This window comes from Desulfovibrio mangrovi (assembly GCF_026230175.1).
Taxonomy (GTDB): Bacteria; Desulfobacterota; Desulfovibrionia; order Desulfovibrionales; family Desulfovibrionaceae; genus Halodesulfovibrio; species Halodesulfovibrio mangrovi.
On sequence record NZ_CP104208.1, the window covers coordinates 1,601,757 to 1,620,253 of the forward strand.

Genomic DNA, 18,497 nt, shown 5'->3' on the forward strand with positions numbered 1-18,497 from the left:
ACTTAGCTTACTCTAACAACGACTATACAAAAGAATCCCTCCATCAAGCGATGGAGGGATTCTTTCTTGCCTGCAGAAAACAGCCTCTGCTTACCGTTTCGGCCAGCCAATTTACACAGTTATGCCTTATGCTCAGATCACATCACCTGCCGCCCAGTTCCGCTTCAACTCCCCATAAGGGCCTCAAACCCTGCGGTGATATCAAGCAATTCACCGGTAATTGCGGACTGGCGGGCATCGCGGAATGCCGCGTGCAATTCGTCCAGCATCTCCATGATGTTCTTTTCGGCCGCCTGCATGGAAGAGAGCCGTGCGGCGTTTTCCGCTGCCAGTGACCGGGCAACGGCTCCGTACAAGGATACGAAAAGATGCTGCTCGAACAGTCCCGCGAACAGCACGGGGGCAGACGCTCCACGTTGCGGCAGGCATCGTCCGGGCCATTTGCGGTCAAGCACACGCTGTCCCCATTCCCTGTCCAGAGGCAGGACGCGTTCATGACACACGGCATATCCCTGCCCGCCTGCAGGGGCATTGAACACCACGTGCAGCCTATGCGCGCTACTCTCGGGCACATGCTCGGCCATATGCTGCACTATGCCCCCGACCACGGCATTCACTCCGGACAAGGTGCCGGGCAGGGGAAATGTCTGAGCGGGGGGAAAACCTGCATCCTCCAGCCCCAACCGGATCCGCTCCCCCACTCCCCACAGGACGACGGAAAGCCCCGAATCACGCAACAGCCTGCCCTCTTCCAATGTCCTTTCCAGCACAACCTCATTGAACTGCCCGCACATGCCCTGATCAGACCCCACGGCCAGCACCACGGCAGTGCCGGACACCGGAAAACGCTGAGAAGCCCCCTGCCCACGCAAAAACACATGCCAGCCCATCTCCACCACCGCAGCGTATTCTTCCAACGATCGCGCAGCCTGCTCGAAATGACGTATATTCACAGCCGCCAGACTCTTCATGGTCTTCACCACTCCGAGCAGTTCCGTCGCCGTATGAATGCGCTTGGAGAGAGCTTGCAATCCCTGCATGGTCACTTCTCCATGGCCGCCAGAGCCGCTGCAAACGCCCCAATTGCCTGTTGCCAGACTGGGTCCTGCTTGCCCTGCGCCCGTGCCAGACGCTCCACATCGCCAAACGTATCCGCTGCGGCCTTGATGACCACGGCCTGCGCATCGCCCATCCTTTCCACAGGCAAGGCGTCGAACAATCCTTCCGCAACGGCCAGTAGCACGGCAACCTGTTCACCCGGCGTCAGCGGCGAGAACCTGTCCTGCTTGAGAATCTCACGCACCCTGCGCCCGTGCTCCAGCTTAGTTCTGGTGTCCTCATCCAGTCGGGTACCGAAACGTGCAAAGGCTTCCAGTTCCTGAAACTGCGAATAGGTAAGACGCAATTCCCCGGCGACCTTGGCATATCCCGGCAATTGCGCCCGTCCGCCCACGCGGGAAACGGACTTGCCCACATCCACGGCCGGAAGAATGGCCTTATGGAACAAATCTGGATTGAGATATATCTGGCCGTCCGTAATGGAAATAAGGTTAGTTGGAATATAGGCCGAGAGGTTCTGAGCCTCAGTCTCGATAATGGGCAGCGCGGTGAGCGTGCCGCCTCCGTGCTCCGCCTTGAGGCGCGTGGAACGTTCAAGCAGCCGCGAATGGATGTAGAAAATATCGCCGGGAAACGCCTCGCGCCCGGGGGGACGGCGCAACAGCAACGACAATTGGCGGTATGCCTGCGCATGACGGGTAAGATCGTCATAGACCACGAGCACATCCCGCCCCTGCCGCATGAAATATTCCCCCATGGCTGTTGCCGAATAAGGGGCTATATACTGCATTCCAGGTGAATCGCCGCCTTCCACCACCACGGCAAACGAATAGGCCATGGCCCCGCGACGCTCCATTTCCGCAAGAGTGCGGGCCACACTGGAACTGCGCTGGCTGATGGCGCAGTAGATGCACACCACGTCTCCCTGTGGCTGATTGCATATCAAATCCAGCGCAATGGCCGTTTTGCCGGTCTGACGGTCGCCCAGGATCAGCTCGCGCTGCCCCCGCCCGATGGGAATGAGCGTATCAAGCACCTTCAAACCGGTCTGCAAAGGGGCATTCACGGGCGCACGATGCAGAATCGGCGGTGCTTCGCGTTCCACGGGCAGGCGCTCGGTGCAGGAAACAGGGCCCCGGCCATCCAGCGGCCTGCCGAGCGGGTCCACCACTCTCCCGATGAGCGCTTCTCCCACCGGAATATCGAGAACGCTCCCCGTACGCTCCACTTCATCACCAGCCATCAGGGTGTCCCCGGTGCCGAGCAACGCGATGCCCACCTTGTCCGGCAGAATATCCAGCACCAGACCGGGAACACCGGAACCGAGCATGAGAAGCTCTTCTGACCGGACGGAACCAAGTCCTTCGGCCTGAACAACGCCCTGAACCACGGAAATGATGCGGCCCACTTCCTGCGGCCCGAGCTCGGGGCTGTAACCGGCAATCCCCTCGGCTACCGCATCAAGCGCCTCGTTGATGGTCTTTTCAAGAAACTCACCGCTCATCACAGAGTCTCCATTCTGGCTACCGCCCAGTGTCCGCGCCACTCAGCACCGACAGTATCTCGTCTTCAACACCTTCAAGATAGGCCTTCAGAGACCATTCCCACTTCCGGTCATGAACCAGCAACGCCAGACCAAAGCCCAATTCCGGTTCGAGACGAATCTCTGGTTCGCCGCAATCGGGAAAACGCCTGACCACGGCATCACAAAGCTCAGCCTGCGCCGAATCGCTCAAGGAAAAGCCGAGGCGTATCACAGGAGAATACACGGCAGCCATGTCCTGCTCCGCGCCATCATCCGAGCCGCTGTCCCCTTCGGGCATGTCCGCTTCCGGCATCCCCACCTCAGCACCTGAAACCGGGGCCTCAATGTATCCGGAGCCTTCCGCACCGGCGGGCGGCTCGTTCAAGAAATCCCCCTCCGGGCTGCCAGAGGATGGCGGAGGACATACATCCCCTTCATAGACCTCCAACCTTCGCACAAAGCTTGCGATCAGCCGTTCCTCCAGCCCTTCGTCCGCAAGATCGCGAAGCACCTTTCCGGAAAGTGAGACAACCTCCTCCGCGATGCCCTGACGCACGCGTCCGGCCATGGTCCGACGCTCACGCTCCACAGCCTGCAGCCATGTCGCGCGCTCCCCCGCTACAGCATTCCGGGCCTCTTCCAACGCGCCCTCCAGCCATGCGTCAGCCTTATCCCGCGCCTCGGCCATAATAGCCTCACCGGCCTGCTCAAGCTCATCCCGTTGCTGACGCATGGCTCCCGCGTGCTCCTGCGCTTCCTGCCGTGCATCATGCGCTTTGCGCACTTCGTCAGCGACCCGCTTCTGCCGCTCGTCCATGGCCTGCATGATCGGGCCATACAGAAAGCGTTTCAGCAGAAAAACGAGGATCAGGAAGTTAACGGCCTGAACCGCCACGGTGAACCAATCCACCAGCATTCGCGTTCCTCCGACCAAGACTTCTTTTGCGTCCGCAACCATTGAGACCGTTGCGACGCGACAGGAAACGTGCAGAGCACACATACGGAACATGACGCTCAACGCAGGTTGCCGACAAGTCCGGAACCAACGGCCCTGTTACGCCGCTTGGCATCATCAAGGGACACATACAGTCAGCAACACGCCAATCAATCAGGCATCAACCAACAGGGCCGACGTTCTTTCCTTCCTAGCCGCCCGCCTTTTCCAGAAAGTATGCCCAAAACGGGTTGGCGAAGAGCAGAATCATGGACAGGACCAAACAATAGATGCCCGTCGATTCCACCATGGCCATGCCCACGAACAAGAACTTGATGATGGTGTTGGTTTCATCCGGCTGCTGAGCGATGGAACTCAACGCCCGCGACAACGCAATGCCCTCGCCGATGGCAGATCCGATGGCGCCCAGCCCCATACAGATGCCCGCTGCGAGAACCGATCCCACAGCAATCCAGCCCATTGTGTCCATGGTCACTCCTTCTGTTTCCGTTTGGCGGTTTCAGTATGCGCCTCCATACCGGAAGCGATGAACACAGCCGCAAGCATTGTAAAAATATAGGCCTGCACCACACCGATAAGCAGCCCTACCAGCTGCATGACAACCGGCACGAACAAGGGCGCGAGCAGCAGGAGAATGGCCCCCATCATGCTGCCGCTCATGATGTTGCCGAAGAGGCGCAGGGCAAGCGCCACAGTGCGGGACAACTCCCCGAAAATATTGAAAGGCAGCAGGAAGGGAGTCGGCTGGAGATACCCCGCCAGATAATTCTTCAGCCCATGTTCCCGAATACCGTAATACGGCACGGCAAAGAATACGCACAACGCAAGGGCCGTGGTGGTGGACAAAGACCCCGTGGGGGGCTTGAATCCCGGCACAAACGTAAGGATGTTGCTTACGAGAATAAAGATGAACAGGGTTCCCAGAAATGGGAGAAAACGTGCGGGGTTCTGCCTTGTAGCATCTTCTATCTGGTTCAGCAGGTTGCCCACCAGCACTTCAAGCAGGTTCTGACAAAAGTCGAAATCCGTCGAACTGGTCAACCGCCTGACCACCGACCATGAGAAAAGCACGATGAGGAGCATCACCCCCCACGTATAAAGAATGGTGGCGTTAAGAACAGCCAAGCCCCATCTGGTGTATTCGATACTGTCAGGGCTGATCTCCATATACTCCCCGCTTCGTCAGGAATTGATGCCGCACAGCCTGGGCAGCATGACCATCCTGATGCCGTAGAAGCCGATACAGGCTGCAGCAATGGCAGGTCCGCTGCCAATAAGCGACGACATGCCGCCAAGCGTCACGAAATACCGCACCAGAAAACACAACCAGAACCACAAACGCGGACGCGAAATGCGCGGCACATACCGCAGCGAAACCCAAAGCGCTCCGAAATGACAAACGGCAAGCGCGCTCCCCACAACAAGCCCCATGAGGAAGGCGCTACTCCAGTGTCCGCCAAGAGCTGCCGCTGTTTCAACCATCGTCGTTCTCCCGTTCCCTGAGAACCTTCTGGCGTTGCTGGTTCAACCAGACTCCTGCCCCGAGGCAGCCCGCCCCCAGACCGAGCACCATGAGCATGAGTGTCCACGAATACGGCCCCGGCCACTTCAGATCGATCCACACTCCTGTGAAGATGCCTATTAACGTGGGCACGACAACGAACCATCCGACAGCCCCGAACATCCCCAACCCGTACCAGGCTCCCAGCGGTTTCGTCCTGCCCGCCTTGAGCTTTCTGCGTTCCCTTGCCGCAACGTGCGAGGGAAAATCCTTTGCCTTGCCGGAATGCCGCTTAAGCTTGGCCGACTTGCCGTTAGTTTCCGGCATGTTCCTGTTCTCGCTCATTTGCCGAACTCCAAAAATCCCCGCACAAAACCGGCCTCCAGACGGGCCATGGCGGCACGGGTGGCACGCTCCCGCTCTCCCGCTGCCTCCTCAATACGCCGCACCTCTTCTTCAAGGGCGCCCAGTTCGCCGGATACGGCACGCTTCACTGTGACAAGCACGCTCTCCCCGCGTTTGACAAGAATGCCCGCATCCACCGCCACAAACAGTTCCTCTTCATCCGGCGTGACGTATGAAAGGAGGCCGGGGATCAGCACGGTAGCCATGTCTATATGGCGAGGCAGAAGGGTGAAGCCTCCTTCCAGACTCTCCCCTTTCACCGCGAGCGCCTCCGTTTCCAAATAAATTCTGGAAGGCAGGAATAGCCGCAACTGCATCATGACGCCTCTCCAATGTCACCGATCATGTAGAGTTTATCTTCGGGCACCCCCTCGAATTCGTCGTTCAGGATGCGTTCGCACCCCTCCACAGTGGCCGCCAAGGGCACCGTGCGCCCTTCCCGCCCCGTGAAATGCCGGGTGGTATGAAACGGCTGCGTCAGAAACCGTTCCAGACGCCGGGCTCTGTGAACCGCCTTGCGGTCATCACGGGAAAGCTCCTCAAGCCCCAGCATAGCGATGATGTCCTTAAGCTCCTCATAGACAGCCAGAGTGCGGCGCACCTCGCGGGCGACAGCATAGTGCCGCTGGCCCACCACGTGTGGCGACAGCATCATGGACGATGATTTGAGAAGATCCACGGCAGGATAAAAACCTTCGCCTGCCCGCTTTCGCGAGAGAACGATCGAAGAGGAAAGGTGGGAAAACGTATGCGTGGCAGAAGGGTCCGTCAGGTCGTCAGCCGGAACATACACGGCCTGAATGGAGGTAATGGCCGCCTTGCTGCTGCTGGCAATGCGCTCTTCAAGCTCGGCAAGCTCCGGTCCCAGCGTGGGCTGGTAGCCCATGCGGGAGGGCAGCCGCCCCAGCAGGCCGGAAAGCTCCATGCCTGCCTGAATGAAGCGGAATATGTTGTCGATGAGCAGCAGCACATCCTGCTCCCGATCATCCCGGAAATATTCCGCCATGGTCAGCGCCACGTTGCCCACGCGGAAACGGGCTCCGGGAGGTTCGTTCATCTGCCCGAACACCATAACCGTGTTCCCCAGCACGCCCGCCTCTCCCATCTCCCGATAGAGTTCCTCGCCCTCGCGGCAGCGTTCGCCGATGCCGCAAAAAATGGATACGCCCTTGTGCCGCCCCACCATGTTGTGGATGAGTTCCGTGATGAGAACGGTCTTGCCGACGCCCGCCCCGCCGAACAGGCCTCCCTTGCCGCCTTTTTCCAAAGGAGACAGCAGATCTATGACCTTGATGCCCGTCTCGAAGATTTCTTCACGGGTGACCCGCTCCGCCAATTCCATGGGACCACAATGTATGGTTCGGACGGCCACATCTTCAGGATATTCCCCCCCATCCGAAGGCATGCCAAACACGTTGAACACGCGGCCCAGCAGGGAATCCCCGACAGGTGCAGTCAACGATTCGCCACTGCCTGTTACGGTATCCCCACGGGCAAGACCGCTGGTGGGCGACAGGGCAATGGCACGCAGGAGCGTCTCATCCAGAAGATCCACGGCCTCCAGAATCACCGAAGCATCCGGCCCCGCGCGAAGCACGGATTTGACAGGCGGCAGTCCTTCGGGAAACACCACATCCACGATGCCTCCTCTGACTGCATGAACGGTTCCGAGATATCTATCCTCCATGTCGCCTCCGTATCAGTAGCAGACCCAGAGAACCGATCCTGTCAGATCGCTGAACAGAGTTCTGGCCACGGACCCGACGAACATCTTCTTGAAAAACCCATGCCCTGCCCCTGCACTGCCGACCGCCACAACAGCATAGCCGCCTTCCTGCACCTCCTGCAGAATGCTTTTGGCAACAGGACCGCTTCCCTTCACCACACGCCTGATCCTGCCCTCGTCAAGTCCGGCGCCGGTGACAGCCGCAACCGTACGCTCCATGACCTCGTCTTCGGTGAACCTGCGTTCTTTTGATGCATCCTTGATATGAAGTATGGTGACATCATGTGCCGGTTCAGCTGCGAGCATGAAGCCGACATGATCCGCGATCCGCAAGGAAGGTTCCGAACCGTCTGCACACAACAGGACGTTTTTCCGGTGATGGTGAAGCCTGCGGCAAACCCAGAAGGGAAAGCCGATGCGTTCCGCGAGAGATTCGAACAGTTCCCCGCAAACGCTCCCTTCAAACAGACATTCAAGCGAGACCAAAGCCCTGTGCCCCAGCACCACAGCATCGTAGAGGCCCTTGCTGCCCTCACGGACAATAACCTGCGCCTTTGCTTCGGACGTTGGCAGTACCTTTCTGGAAATGTGTTCAGGCAAAAAGCCTTCGCGTTCAAGTCGGGCATGAATCTCATGCAGACATTCCCGCCCTTTTCGCTCGGCAGACAGGTCCAGCGAACCGAGATTGCCCCCTCTGCCATATCCGCGATCCCATGTTTCGGGCGAACAATGGACAATATTCATCAAGCTCAGACGGACCTCTCGCTTATCCGAAAAAAAGCTTGAGATGAAATCCACGCCTGACATGGCAACAGACTCACACCGCAAAGGCAACAAGAGATGCCGTTTTGCCATGACAACACCTTCCTTAACGACATGTTCCAGTCAAAGAGCCAGAGTCTCAACCTCCCGGAAGGCGTAATGCCTGTTCATCAACGTTTAGTCCTGCCATCGGAAGTCAGCTCGACTTGCACATTCCAAGGCATAATTTCCAAGGGAAGTTACCATCATTCTACCTGAAAAACGATTCCCGTACACCCTGAATAGTGCAACCCAGCCATTTCTCCCCCAAAACCAGCCAACATGAATCGGAGGGAGTATATGAAGCTGCACGGCATGAGCTTTCCCCCAACTCAGCAGGAATCGGTTTGATTTTGTGTGAGAGCCCGAAAAAAGAAAGACCTGACAAGGCGTTCATCCTCATCAGGCTCTTGCTTTTGCAACAAGGCAACGAGCATACCAGTCTGCTCCCAAACAGCCGCATCCCCATGACCAACGATGCACTGCTCCGTTATGGAAAGAGTAGCCTCACAAGGAGCAGCCTCACCGACAGCAACGACACGGGGCACCAGAGCCGCTACAGTTGCATGGCTCCGGTGCCCCGTGGATTGATCAGAATATGGGCAAACGGGCAGATAGTTGCCCATGTTGTCTCAGGACAAGAGATCAACGCAGGCTGCGTACAGCCACTTCTCTCAACAACGGAACGGTGCTTGAGACTTCGACAAGGCTATGGCTTTCGGCAAACGGACGCCCGTTCAACAAGGCAGGGCTCAATCAGGATAACCTCTCCCCTGACGCGCTTGCTGTCCAGACGGTCAATGAGCGTATCCACGGCCATGGCGGCAATCTCTCCCTTGGGCTGATGGATCGTCGTCAGGGGAGGCGTCATGTAGCGGGCGATGTGAATGTCGTCATATCCGATGACGGAAAGCTCTTCCGGCACGCGAATGCCGAGGGTCGCCGCTTCAGACAGCACGCCCATGGCCATCATGTCGTTGCAGACAAAGAGGGCTTCCGGTCGTTCGGGCAAGGCATGAAGAGCGCGCATGGCGGCAACCCCGCCTTCGCAGCCGTAATCGCCTCCGACAATCCATTCGGAGCGGACAGACAGACCGGCTTCAGCCATGGCCTTGTGGAATCCCTCCGTACGCTCTCTGGCGGAGCGCCTGCCCATGGGGCCGGTAATGCACCCAATGCGGGTATGCCCCATGTCGATCAGATGACGGGTGGCGAGATAGCCCCCGTACAGGGAATTGTCATAGATGCGGTCCACGATATCGGAGTTCGGCCCCCAGTCAAAAATCACAACAGGGGTGCGACGTTCCACCTCCAGCAGGTGAAGAATCTCGTTGGAAGCTTCACTGCACAACAACAGAAGCCCATCCACCCTCTTCTCCTCAAGGGCATCAAGACTCGCTTGCATACGCACCACATCACCGTCGGTATTGCAGAGGAAAAGGGTATAGCCACGCTCATAGCAACGCCGCTCGACGTTATGAACCACCTCGGCAAAAAAGGGATTGGTGCTGGTGGAGACCAGCATACCGAGCGTATTGGTACGCTTCACCTTCAAACTGCGGGCTATGGAAGACGGACGATAGCTCAACTCGAGAACGGCCTGCCGGACCCGAATAGCGACCTCGTCGCTGACAAACCGCGTGCCGTTCAGCACATGTGATACTGTCGAGGTGGAAACTCCGGCGAGCTTTGCTACATCCTTGATTGTTGCCATGCGGGCCTAGCTATGTGCGGTTAAAAATTCATCAATCTCGGTGCGGTACGGAACAGAGGTCTGCGCCCCCAGTCGTGTAACGGAAATAGCCGCGGCAGCATGGGCCATTCGAATGGCTTCGTCAATGCCCAACCCTTCCTGCAATGCGCCGGCAAGGGCTCCATTGAAGGTATCGCCCGCTGCGGTGGTATCAGTTGCCTGCACCCGGAAGCCGGGAATAAGGCGGTCACCATCGGCCCCGCTGTAGAAGGCCCCCTGCGCGCCAAGGGTGATGATCACCGATTCCACCCCCTTGCCCCTGAGAATCGCAGCAGCCTTGCGGGCATCTGCCTCGCTTTTGACCTCAACGCCGGTCAGTACGGCGGCTTCCGTCTCGTTCGGGGTTATCATGGTCAGGGACGCCAGCAACTCGTCGGGAAGCGGACGGGCCGGAGCGGGGTTGAGAATCACGGTCACACCGGCTTTACGCGCTTCATCCGCGGCCAGCATGATGGTCTCCATGGGGCTTTCAAGCTGCATGAGCAGCGTCTCCGCCTGCCGCACGTAAGCCAGATGAGGTTCGATCGCCTTGGGCGTGAGGCAAGCATTGGCCTCAGCAGAGATGACGATGGAGTTCTCTCCGCTGGCCGCTATCTGGATGAACGCGATGCCGGTAGGCTTGTCCGGCACCTGCATGACGGCTCTGGTATCCATGCCGTCTTTCTGAAATTCACTGATCATGCGGGAGCCGAAATCATCCGCTCCAACACAGGCGATAAAGCCGATATCCGCACCGAAACGGGCAGCCGCCACGGCCTGATTGGCTCCTTTGCCACCGGGAATGACCTGATAATCATGCCCTACAAGAGTCTCTCCGGGACGGGGGAACTGCTCCACGCGCAGAACGTGGTCGGCATTGACGCTGCCAAGAACGATGAGCCTTTTTGCGGCCATGCGGATACTCCTCGCCTGAAATGACAAAGGTGCGCCGGAATACCCGGCGCACCTTGTACACGGAATAGTTACTTTACAACCATGAGGGGAACGGGAATGGACTTCTCTACAGCCTGTCCCTTGAGGAGCTTGTCTGCGGCTTCCACGCCCAGAGAACCGATCAGCGCGGGCTGCTGGGCAACGGTACCGGTCATGGTGCCGCTCTTCACGGCAGCAACACCGTCATCGGTGCCGTCAAAGCCGACAACCACAACCTTCTTGCCTGCAGCCTGCAGAGCGCGCAAAGCCCCCAGAGCCATTTCATCGTTCTGTGCAAATACGCCCTGAACATCTCCATGGTTGGCGAGCAGGTTTTCCATGACGTTCAGGCCCTTGGTGCGGTCAAAGTCTGCAGGCTGGCTTGCCAGCAGGTTGAAACCGTTGGCCTTTACGGCAGCGGCAAAGCCTTCGCCGCGATCACGGGCAGCGGAAGTTCCGGGCAGACCTTCAAGCTGGATAACCTTGGCACCCTTGCCCAGCTTCTCAGCCATGAAGTCACCGGCCATCTTGCCACCGGCAACGTTGTCGGAAGCGATGTGACATGCCACCTCACCGTGAGCAGCACCGCGGTCAAGGGTCAGCACGGGAATGCCAGCCTTGTTGATGAGACGGATGGCGTTGGAAACAGCATCGGAATCGGTGGGGTTGATGAGGATGGCCTTTACGCCGCGCACGGTAAGGTCTTCAACGTTGGCCAGTTCTTTGGCCGGATCGTTCTGGGAATCCAGCACGATGATCTCGTAGCCCATTTCCCCGGCTCTCTTCACGGCACCATCCTTCAGGGTAACAAAGAAGGGGTTGTTGAGAGTGGAAACAACCAGCGCAATGGAATCCTTGGCCTGCGCCGATACGGTAAGCCCCAGAATCAGCGCCAGGGCAACAAGGGAAGTCAGAAGTCTTTTCATGCAACACGCTCCTTATTGTTGTTCTACTTGCTTTTCGTATCAACCAGTACTGCCAGCAGAATGACCAGAGCCTTGGCAATCATCTGGTAGTAGGACGATACATCAAGCAAATTCAATGCGTTGTTGAGAAAACCGATAATCAGAGCCCCGAGCAGGGTTCCCATAATGGTCCCCTTGCCCCCCATAAGGCTGGTCCCGCCGAGAACAACCGCCGCAATGGCGTCCAGTTCATATCCCGCTCCGGCCGTGGGCTGCGCCGAGGATAGACGGGAGGTGACGATGAGACCCGACAGGGCGGAAAGGAAACCGGCAATGGCGTACACCGTGATCTTGATGCTATCCACGTTGATGCCGGAAAGACGCGTGGCGGCTTCGTTTCCGCCAAGGGCGTAAACATAGCGGCCAAGTCTGGTGTGATTGAGGAGATACCAGGCTGCACCGTACACCACAGCCATGATCCAGATGGGAACCGGAATGCCCAGCATATAGCCGGTACCGATGGCCGAAAAAGCATCCGCCGTTTCCGTGAACCCTGTCGAGATGGGCCTGCCGTCGGTGTAGACAAGGGTAAAACCGCGTACCATGGTCATGCTGACCAGCGTTGCAATGAAGGCCTGCACCTTACCCTTGGCGATGATTACCCCACTGGCTGCGCCGATAAACGCGCCGACGCACAACGTTGCGGCCACTGCAGGCACCAGAGGCACCTCGGCGGCGATGAGGCTGGCTCCTATGGCACCACACAGAGCCAGAACAGACCCCACAGACAGATCAATTCCCGCAGTCAGAATGACGAAAGTCATGCCCACCGCCATGATGGCATTGATCGCCGTCTGGCGCAGGATATTGAGCAGATTGCCCGTCGTGAAAAAATTGGGATTCAGCAGGGAAACAACAATGACCATCACCACCAGAGCGATGAGGGTTTTCTGCCGGATCAACTGCTTCTTGATGGAATAGCCATCCCTGCGCCGGGTAGCCGTATCTTGTATGCTCATATATGCGTCTCCACCTGAGTTCTGCCGATGGCACAGGCCATGAGTTTTTCCTGATCCGCCTCAATTGCCGCAAATTCGCCGCTGATGCGTCCCTGATGCATCACGATGATACGGTCACTCATGCCCAGCACCTCGGGCATGTCGGAAGAAATGAGGATGATGCTCATACCTTCGCTCTTGAAGCTGTTTATGAGTTGATAGATCTCCTTTCGAGCACCCACATCGACCCCGCGTGTGGGCTCATCAAGGATAAGAACTCTGGGACGGGCCAGCAGCCCTTTGGCTATAGCCACTTTCTGCTGGTTGCCGCCAGAAAGGTTGCCTACGGTCTGCTCCCGGGACGGCGTCTTGATGTTGAAGGCCCTGATATACCCGTCCACCGCAGCCTGCTCTTCCGCCTTGCGGATATGCCCCGTGACGGAACTTAGACTTCTTAACGCGGCCAGCGTCATGTTTTCCTTCACCGACAACCCCAGAACCAGCCCATCGGCCTTCCGGTCTTCGCTGATATAGGCAATTCCCGCCTCCAACGCCTGCTTGGGTGATGCAATGCGCACCTCCCTGCCAAACATGGAAACCGTTCCCCCGGTTACCGCCTGCCCACCGAAAATGCATTTCATGAGCTCCGTTCTTCCGGTGCCCATCAGGCCGGAAATACCGAGTATCTCACCCTCTCGCACCTTCAGGGATACGCCATGCACCTTCGGCCCCTGAAGATCTCGCACCTCAAGACTCACGGCCCCCGGTTCCACGGCGACGCGGGGATACTGTTCTTCAAGCTTGCGGCCGACCATCATCTCGATGAGCTCATCCTCCGTGATTTCCGCCACGGGGCGCTCACCAATGAATTTGCCGTCTCGCAACACGGTGACATCATCACAGATTTCGAAGATTTCCTTGAGCCGGTGTGAAATGTAGACGATACCGTGGCCGGACTGCTTCAGCTCTGAAATCACGTTGAACAGCGCCTTTGTTTCGGTATCGGTCAACGTGTCTGTCGGTTCATCCATGATGATGACGCGGGACTCGAAGGAGATGGCTTTGGCAATCTCCACCATCTGCTGTTCCCCGATGCCCAGATCGCCGAGACGGGTTCGGGAGGAACGTTGCACACCGAGCTTGCGCAGCAGCTCATCGGCACGGTCGTACATCTCGTTCCAGAGAATCCGCCCCATGAATCCCACCTTTTCACGGCCAAGAAATATATTCTCGGCAATGGAAAGCTCGGACAGAAGATTCAGTTCCTGATGAATGATGCTGATCCCGGCAGTCTGCGAATCCCGCGGGCCCTTGAAGTTGCGAGGCGCGTCGAGAAATACGATGCTCCCGGCGTCGCGTTCGTAGATGCCGGTGAGCACTTTCATCAATGTGGATTTTCCTGCGCCATTTTCGCCCACCAACGCCATGACGCGTCCCTCCTGCACACGCAGAGAGACGCCGTCCAGCGCCTTGACGCCCGGAAAGCTTTTCTCGATACCTTCAAGCGTGAGAAGAACGCGATGTTCGCTGGCCACTAGAACACCACTCCGGCCTTGAAGGTGACGTTGGCATAAGGGGTGAACTCACCGGTTCTGACAATGGCCACACTGCTTCGGGTATTCGCCTTGAAGGTATCGTGCGGCACGTACGTAACCGGCAAAGGCTTGCCGCGTTCAACCGCAACGTTTTGCAGGAACACAATAAGCTCTTCATGAGCTGCAGGACTGACGGTCCTGAATTCTTCCGCGAGCTCAACGGACTCGATCTCCAATTCAGATACAACGGCACGGACTGTATCAATGAAGGAAGGAATGCCCGCCGACACGGCAAGATCAACCCGCTGTACACCTGCCGGTATGGGCAGCCCGGCGTCGCAGACGGTAAGGCCGTCAAAATGCCCCATCTTCGCAATGAGATACGAAAGTTCCGAATTAATGAGCGCTGCTCTTTTCATCAATATTCATCCCTGAATTCTTTGCATTTCAACCATTCTCACCAGCCTGTACCACCATCGAAACGTTTGCGCAAACGTTTCGACACATGCCAGCACCAAGCTTCCCCCAGTGTGGCCATGTGCCACACTACAGATCACCGGAAGCAGCGCAGACTATCCCAACAAAGGAGTGCTTCCCATTTTACATGAAAACGCACAGTCGTACACCCGACTATAGACAATAGGGCATAAAAAAATCCCCCCATCATGATGGGGGGATATCTACTGCAATAAAATACACCCAAAGGTATTTAGAAAGTCAGCCCTTGAAGTTTGATATAGAAGTTCACAGACGTTTCGTCGGGCATAACTGATACTTCAGAAATAAACTCAAAGCACTGGTGCGTGTAAATCAGCGCAACGGTCTTTTCGAGATCGGTCCCTTTCTCTATATCAGCGCGATATAACGTCCTGAAGCTCCACGGCTTAAAGTAAGTAAGCTCAACCTCCGTATTGAAGCCCCGGATGCGTTCATTGCTCTGACTCTCTTCTTCCGTTCGCTGGCGTTTGTATTCATCAACCCTGTCGCGGAAGTCCAGACCAGTACGTATACGCCCGATACTGTCCGCAAACAGAGACACTGTGTGCTCATGCCTTGTAATCCTGTTCTCATAGGGCGACCAGAATGAACGGCTGGACACATTCAGATAATCCAACGGAGAAACAATCACCTCGGCTTCGGTATCAGATAACGGTCGCCGCTCATACTGGTCGAGCATGTCGGTACGTTCAGCCTCCCGGAAATCATAAGCCTGCTCGACACGGAAACGCACCACATCCCTGTAGTCGTAATTGACCACGGGAGCTGGCCCTTCTTCTCCGTCTGCCATGGCAACAGACTCAGACTTACGGCTGAGCAGGTTCACCAGAGAAACCCGAAGCTCGTTCTCCGCCCAGATACGGTCATGGCTTTCATAGTACGGATTATCCGTCTGATTGACATTGGGCACGTTGGTATACTGCATACGCGGTTGCACGCTGTGCCGCAGGGCCACCCATTGACTCTCGCCCACATTTTCAGCCGTGGCGGTCAGCCCCTGGCCATCCTTAATATCATAGTTTCGCGCCAATTCGGTAAAAGCTGCCACGCTGAAGTCCGGCACGGAACGCGAAGTGCCCTTGCCGTCACCTCTGTCGGTGTCATACTGGTGCACGCTTTCCGTAGCATACTGCGTCTGTCGCCAGCCTACCTTGGGGATAATCGTTCCATACTCGCTCACAAGCGGAGCACTGACGCTGGGATGAATCTCGAAACGACTGCCGCGGGTGCCATTGTGACGGAAAAAATTCACGGCCTGTCCTTCTGCCTCAAATTCGATGGGGAAGGACTCACCAAGAACAGGCAAACCGCCTTTGAACAGAAAAACGTCAAACTGAGGCAAGCGCTGCAGCGTCGGATCCGTGGAAGTCACATTATTGCCGTTTCCAAGGTTCACGTTCTGCTCGTAGCGGGCACCAAACGCCAGCCCTACGCGTTCCCAGTCCCTGCTGACCTGCACTTCACTGGTCCGGTTCTGATCGATTTCCTGCAGATCACGCCCGAAGAAGTCATGCAACGCATCGCGCGTGGGATAAAAAGCGGCAGAGCTCTGCTTGAACTCGCGAAGGTAATTCTGATCCGAAACGTAATCGAGGTCAGCCTTCAGCTTCCAACGCGGATCCGCCAGAGTGCCGTCGAACATGCCGCGCAGCCAGAAACGCTCCGGATTGGTGCGCACCAGTCCGTCATCATTCAGCCCGCCTCTTTCGTCGTCTTCCGAGTAATCGATATCAGTGTCATGCAATGCATCAACTCGCCACCACCCCTTGTTATGCAGGTCGAACTGGTGACGGTATTCAAGACCGGTCATGAATCCGCGCTTCTCGATCCATTGCTCGCTGATGGTCATGTCGCTGGATTCATTGATGGCCCAGTAAAATGCCTGATGATACCACATGCCCAGCTTGCTGGAATGCCCGAATTCCGGAAAAAGAAAGCCCGTCTGCCGCTTGGTCTTCATGGGCAGGACGAAATAGGGAACGTAGGAAATATCCTGATCTTTGATAGCAAAGGATGTGTGCCAAAGCTGGGAGTAACCGTCCAGTTCGATGGTAGCTTCCTTGGCGGAAACCGACCATGCCGGCTTGTCGCCATCGCAGGCGGTCACCTTGGCGTTCTTGAAGGTATAGAAGTCCCCCCAGTGCTTGTTGATCTTTTCACCCGCTAAATAGATATGCGGCCCGTCAACAAACACCTTGCCATTCTTGAGCCAGCCGATGCGGCTGCCAAGATCAAATTCGGCCTCTTCGGATTCCATCACGTCTTCGCCCATCTTCACCTGAACATTGCCCTTGAGCAGCACCCAGTTGGTAGCCGAAAAATACCGGATAAAATCCGCTTTAAGGTAGTCTTCACCCTGCCGTAGCGATACTTTGCCCTCCGCCTCAAGCACCTTGCTGTCATTGAGGCTCGTCAGCTTGTCGGCATGCAGGGTCCAGACAACAGCCTCTTCATCCTCATTAAGGACAAGCACTTCGGTGGCACCGGCAACGACCGGAAAGGACAGCGCCAACGCCAGAAAAAGCGCACAGCAGAACGCCATCACTCCACGGAGGGACGGCGCACGGAAGACGGCAAAAAACGAACCGCTATATTGTTGAATTACCTTGTTCAAATCTGTATGAAGCATGCGTACCCTTTGCTTAGGCAGATGTGTACCACAGCTTCCGACACAGGGAAAGAGCATAAATGCCGGATAATGCGCGCATCCTTCCGGCGGCGTTGATTTTTTAGCAATGCCTTTAGGGCAGGAACCCGCATGACCATATCATATAATAATATCTCGGTCCGCATCCATCTTGACCGCATACGCGACAACTTCACCCTGCTCCGCAACCTGGCCACGCAGCCCATTGGCGTCATAAAATCAGACGCTTACGGTCATGGCCTGCTCCCCGTGGCAAACACGCTGGCTGCTGCAGGCGCACGCACGCTTGCAGTCGGCACAGTCGGCGAAGCGGTCAAACTGCGCAAGGGCGGATTCGACGGCCGCGTCATTGCCCTGCTTGGCGCCCTTACTCCGGAAGAAGCCTGCACCTGCCGCATCGGACACATCGTCCCGTTTGTCTTTTCTCTTGAGCACCTGCGCATGATCTCCGATGCAGCTACCGACGAAGCCCCCATTCCGGTCGCCCTGAAGTTTGACACCGGCATGGCCAGACTCGGCTTTTCAGAGGCTGACATACCAGCAATTCTGGAGGCTCTGCCAAGCCTTTCCGGGATCAAGGTAAGTATTGTGGCTTCCCATTTTGCCGTAAGCGACGAACCGGAGAAAGAAGACTATACACGGGAACAGCACGCCACGTTCTCCCGTATCATTGCGGCGCTTCGCACCGCGGGTCAGAGCTTTGAGGCCACCATCGCCAACTCGGCAGGTCTTCTTGCCTATCCGGAAACGCATCACGAACTGCAACGTCCGGGCATCGCGCTATACGGAGCCAACCCGCTGCATGGCACTGCCAACGAACACCTCGGCGCAGGGCTGCATCCGGCCATGGATGTTGGCACCCCCATTCTGCAGGTACATGACCTGCCCAAGGGAAAAACCATCAGTTACGGCCGCACCTTTACCGCACCACGGGACATGCGCGTCGCCATCGCCTCCGTTGGCTATGCGGATGCCTTCAGCCGAGGTCTTTCCAACAAGGGAACCATGATAGTGAACGGCCAACGCGCCCCCATCGCAGGCCGCGTGTGCATGCAGATGACTGCCGTGGATGTGACGGATATCCCCAAGGTCTCTTCCGGTGACACAGCGTGGATACTCGGCGGCCCCTGCGAGAATCCCGTCACCCCCGAAGAACTCGCCGCGGCATGGGGGACTATCACCTATGAGGTGTTCTGCCTGCTCGGACTGAATCCCAAAACATTTTCATCTTGATGACAACGACACAGCCTTTTGCTATCGTGATTGACCAATTTGGC

General features: G+C 57.0%; 18 protein-coding genes. 1 reads left to right on the top strand and 17 read right to left on the bottom strand.

Annotation, left to right across the window (positions count from 1 at the left end; translation table 11 throughout):
* Positions 1-164: 164 nt before the first annotated feature.
* The 17 genes from N1030_RS07465 to N1030_RS07545 form a co-directional block, all read right to left on the bottom strand.
* A complete protein-coding gene (locus N1030_RS07465) occupies positions 165-1,040 on the bottom strand; it encodes a F0F1 ATP synthase subunit gamma (protein WP_265828630.1) in 876 nt (291 codons plus the stop codon).
* A 2-nt stretch (positions 1,041-1,042) separates the two neighbouring features.
* Entirely contained in the window at positions 1,043-2,563 is a 1,521-nt protein-coding gene (locus N1030_RS07470) for a F0F1 ATP synthase subunit alpha (protein WP_265828631.1), read from the bottom strand.
* 19 nt (positions 2,564-2,582) lie between these two features.
* Positions 2,583-3,500, bottom strand: a complete 918-nt coding sequence (gene atpF, locus N1030_RS07475; protein ID WP_265828632.1) for a F0F1 ATP synthase subunit B — start codon at positions 3,498-3,500, stop codon at positions 2,583-2,585.
* A gap of 229 nt (positions 3,501-3,729) precedes the next feature.
* Positions 3,730-4,008, bottom strand: a complete 279-nt coding sequence (locus tag N1030_RS07480; RefSeq protein ID WP_265828634.1) for a F0F1 ATP synthase subunit C — start codon at positions 4,006-4,008, stop codon at positions 3,730-3,732.
* Positions 4,009-4,010: 2 nt separating this feature from the next.
* A complete protein-coding gene (locus N1030_RS07485) occupies positions 4,011-4,706 on the bottom strand; it encodes a F0F1 ATP synthase subunit A (protein WP_265828636.1) in 696 nt (231 codons plus the stop codon).
* A gap of 15 nt (positions 4,707-4,721) precedes the next feature.
* Entirely contained in the window at positions 4,722-5,021 is a 300-nt protein-coding gene (locus N1030_RS07490; RefSeq protein WP_265828637.1) for an ATP synthase subunit I, read from the bottom strand.
* Positions 5,014-5,385 (bottom strand): AtpZ/AtpI family protein, encoded by a 372-nt coding sequence (locus N1030_RS07495; RefSeq protein ID WP_265828639.1) that lies wholly within the window; start codon positions 5,383-5,385, stop codon positions 5,014-5,016. The genes N1030_RS07490 and N1030_RS07495 overlap by 8 nt, the downstream gene beginning before the upstream one ends.
* Positions 5,382-5,765: a F0F1 ATP synthase subunit epsilon gene (locus N1030_RS07500; RefSeq protein ID WP_265828640.1), complete on the bottom strand. Its 384-nt coding sequence runs from the start codon at positions 5,763-5,765 to the stop codon at positions 5,382-5,384. Before N1030_RS07500 ends, N1030_RS07495 begins: the two co-directional genes overlap by 4 nt.
* Positions 5,762-7,132: a F0F1 ATP synthase subunit beta gene (gene atpD / locus N1030_RS07505; protein WP_265828641.1), complete on the bottom strand. Its 1,371-nt coding sequence runs from the start codon at positions 7,130-7,132 to the stop codon at positions 5,762-5,764. Before atpD ends, N1030_RS07500 begins: the two co-directional genes overlap by 4 nt.
* Positions 7,133-7,144: 12 nt before the next feature.
* Positions 7,145-8,026: a universal stress protein gene (locus tag N1030_RS07510; protein ID WP_265828642.1), complete on the bottom strand. Its 882-nt coding sequence runs from the start codon at positions 8,024-8,026 to the stop codon at positions 7,145-7,147.
* A gap of 655 nt (positions 8,027-8,681) precedes the next feature.
* On the bottom strand, positions 8,682-9,686 hold the full coding sequence (locus N1030_RS07515; protein ID WP_265828644.1) for a substrate-binding domain-containing protein: 1,005 nt from the start codon (positions 9,684-9,686) through the stop codon (positions 8,682-8,684).
* A 6-nt stretch (positions 9,687-9,692) separates the two neighbouring features.
* Entirely contained in the window at positions 9,693-10,619 is a 927-nt protein-coding gene (rbsK, locus tag N1030_RS07520) for a ribokinase (protein ID WP_265828645.1), read from the bottom strand.
* 68 nt (positions 10,620-10,687) lie between these two features.
* The gene (rbsB, locus tag N1030_RS07525; protein WP_265828646.1) at positions 10,688-11,563 is read right to left on the bottom strand and encodes a ribose ABC transporter substrate-binding protein RbsB; all 876 of its coding nucleotides are present in this window, start codon (positions 11,561-11,563) and stop codon (positions 10,688-10,690) included.
* A gap of 23 nt (positions 11,564-11,586) precedes the next feature.
* Complete coding sequence (rbsC, locus tag N1030_RS07530) at positions 11,587-12,561, bottom strand: ribose ABC transporter permease (RefSeq protein WP_265828647.1); 975 nt, start codon at positions 12,559-12,561, stop codon at positions 11,587-11,589.
* Positions 12,558-14,075, bottom strand: a complete 1,518-nt coding sequence (gene rbsA / locus N1030_RS07535) for a ribose ABC transporter ATP-binding protein RbsA (RefSeq protein WP_265828648.1) — start codon at positions 14,073-14,075, stop codon at positions 12,558-12,560. Before rbsA ends, rbsC begins: the two co-directional genes overlap by 4 nt.
* Complete coding sequence (gene rbsD / locus N1030_RS07540) at positions 14,075-14,494, bottom strand: D-ribose pyranase (RefSeq protein WP_265828649.1); 420 nt, start codon at positions 14,492-14,494, stop codon at positions 14,075-14,077. Before rbsD ends, rbsA begins: the two co-directional genes overlap by 1 nt.
* Positions 14,495-14,784: 290 nt before the next feature.
* Positions 14,785-17,115, bottom strand: coding sequence for an LPS-assembly protein LptD (locus N1030_RS07545; protein ID WP_265828650.1), 2,331 nt, complete (start codon positions 17,113-17,115; stop codon positions 14,785-14,787).
* Between the two features lie 216 nt (positions 17,116-17,331).
* Here N1030_RS07545 and alr point away from each other — a divergent pair, with 216 nt between their 5' ends.
* On the top strand, positions 17,332-18,453 hold the full coding sequence (gene alr, locus N1030_RS07550) for an alanine racemase (protein ID WP_265828652.1): 1,122 nt from the start codon (positions 17,332-17,334) through the stop codon (positions 18,451-18,453).
* Positions 18,454-18,497: the final 44 nt, after the last annotated feature.

Coding starts and splice junctions, on each gene's coding strand:
- N1030_RS07465 (WP_265828630.1), bottom strand. CDS start 1,040: ATGCAGGGATTGCAAGCTCTCTCCAAGCGCATTCATACGGCGACGGAA.
- N1030_RS07470 (WP_265828631.1), bottom strand. CDS start 2,563: ATGAGCGGTGAGTTTCTTGAAAAGACCATCAACGAGGCGCTTGATGCG.
- atpF (WP_265828632.1), bottom strand. CDS start 3,500: ATGCTGGTGGATTGGTTCACCGTGGCGGTTCAGGCCGTTAACTTCCTG.
- N1030_RS07480 (WP_265828634.1), bottom strand. CDS start 4,008: ATGGACACAATGGGCTGGATTGCTGTGGGATCGGTTCTCGCAGCGGGC.
- N1030_RS07485 (WP_265828636.1), bottom strand. CDS start 4,706: ATGGAGATCAGCCCTGACAGTATCGAATACACCAGATGGGGCTTGGCT.
- N1030_RS07490 (WP_265828637.1), bottom strand. CDS start 5,021: ATGGTTGAAACAGCGGCAGCTCTTGGCGGACACTGGAGTAGCGCCTTC.
- N1030_RS07495 (WP_265828639.1), bottom strand. CDS start 5,385: ATGAGCGAGAACAGGAACATGCCGGAAACTAACGGCAAGTCGGCCAAG.
- N1030_RS07500 (WP_265828640.1), bottom strand. CDS start 5,765: ATGATGCAGTTGCGGCTATTCCTGCCTTCCAGAATTTATTTGGAAACG.
- atpD (WP_265828641.1), bottom strand. CDS start 7,132: ATGGAGGATAGATATCTCGGAACCGTTCATGCAGTCAGAGGAGGCATC.
- N1030_RS07510 (WP_265828642.1), bottom strand. CDS start 8,026: ATGGCAAAACGGCATCTCTTGTTGCCTTTGCGGTGTGAGTCTGTTGCC.
- N1030_RS07515 (WP_265828644.1), bottom strand. CDS start 9,686: ATGGCAACAATCAAGGATGTAGCAAAGCTCGCCGGAGTTTCCACCTCG.
- rbsK (WP_265828645.1), bottom strand. CDS start 10,619: ATGGCCGCAAAAAGGCTCATCGTTCTTGGCAGCGTCAATGCCGACCAC.
- rbsB (WP_265828646.1), bottom strand. CDS start 11,563: ATGAAAAGACTTCTGACTTCCCTTGTTGCCCTGGCGCTGATTCTGGGG.
- rbsC (WP_265828647.1), bottom strand. CDS start 12,561: ATGAGCATACAAGATACGGCTACCCGGCGCAGGGATGGCTATTCCATC.
- rbsD (WP_265828649.1), bottom strand. CDS start 14,494: ATGAAAAGAGCAGCGCTCATTAATTCGGAACTTTCGTATCTCATTGCG.
- N1030_RS07545 (WP_265828650.1), bottom strand. CDS start 17,115: ATGGCGTTCTGCTGTGCGCTTTTTCTGGCGTTGGCGCTGTCCTTTCCG.
- alr (WP_265828652.1), top strand. CDS start 17,332: ATGACCATATCATATAATAATATCTCGGTCCGCATCCATCTTGACCGC.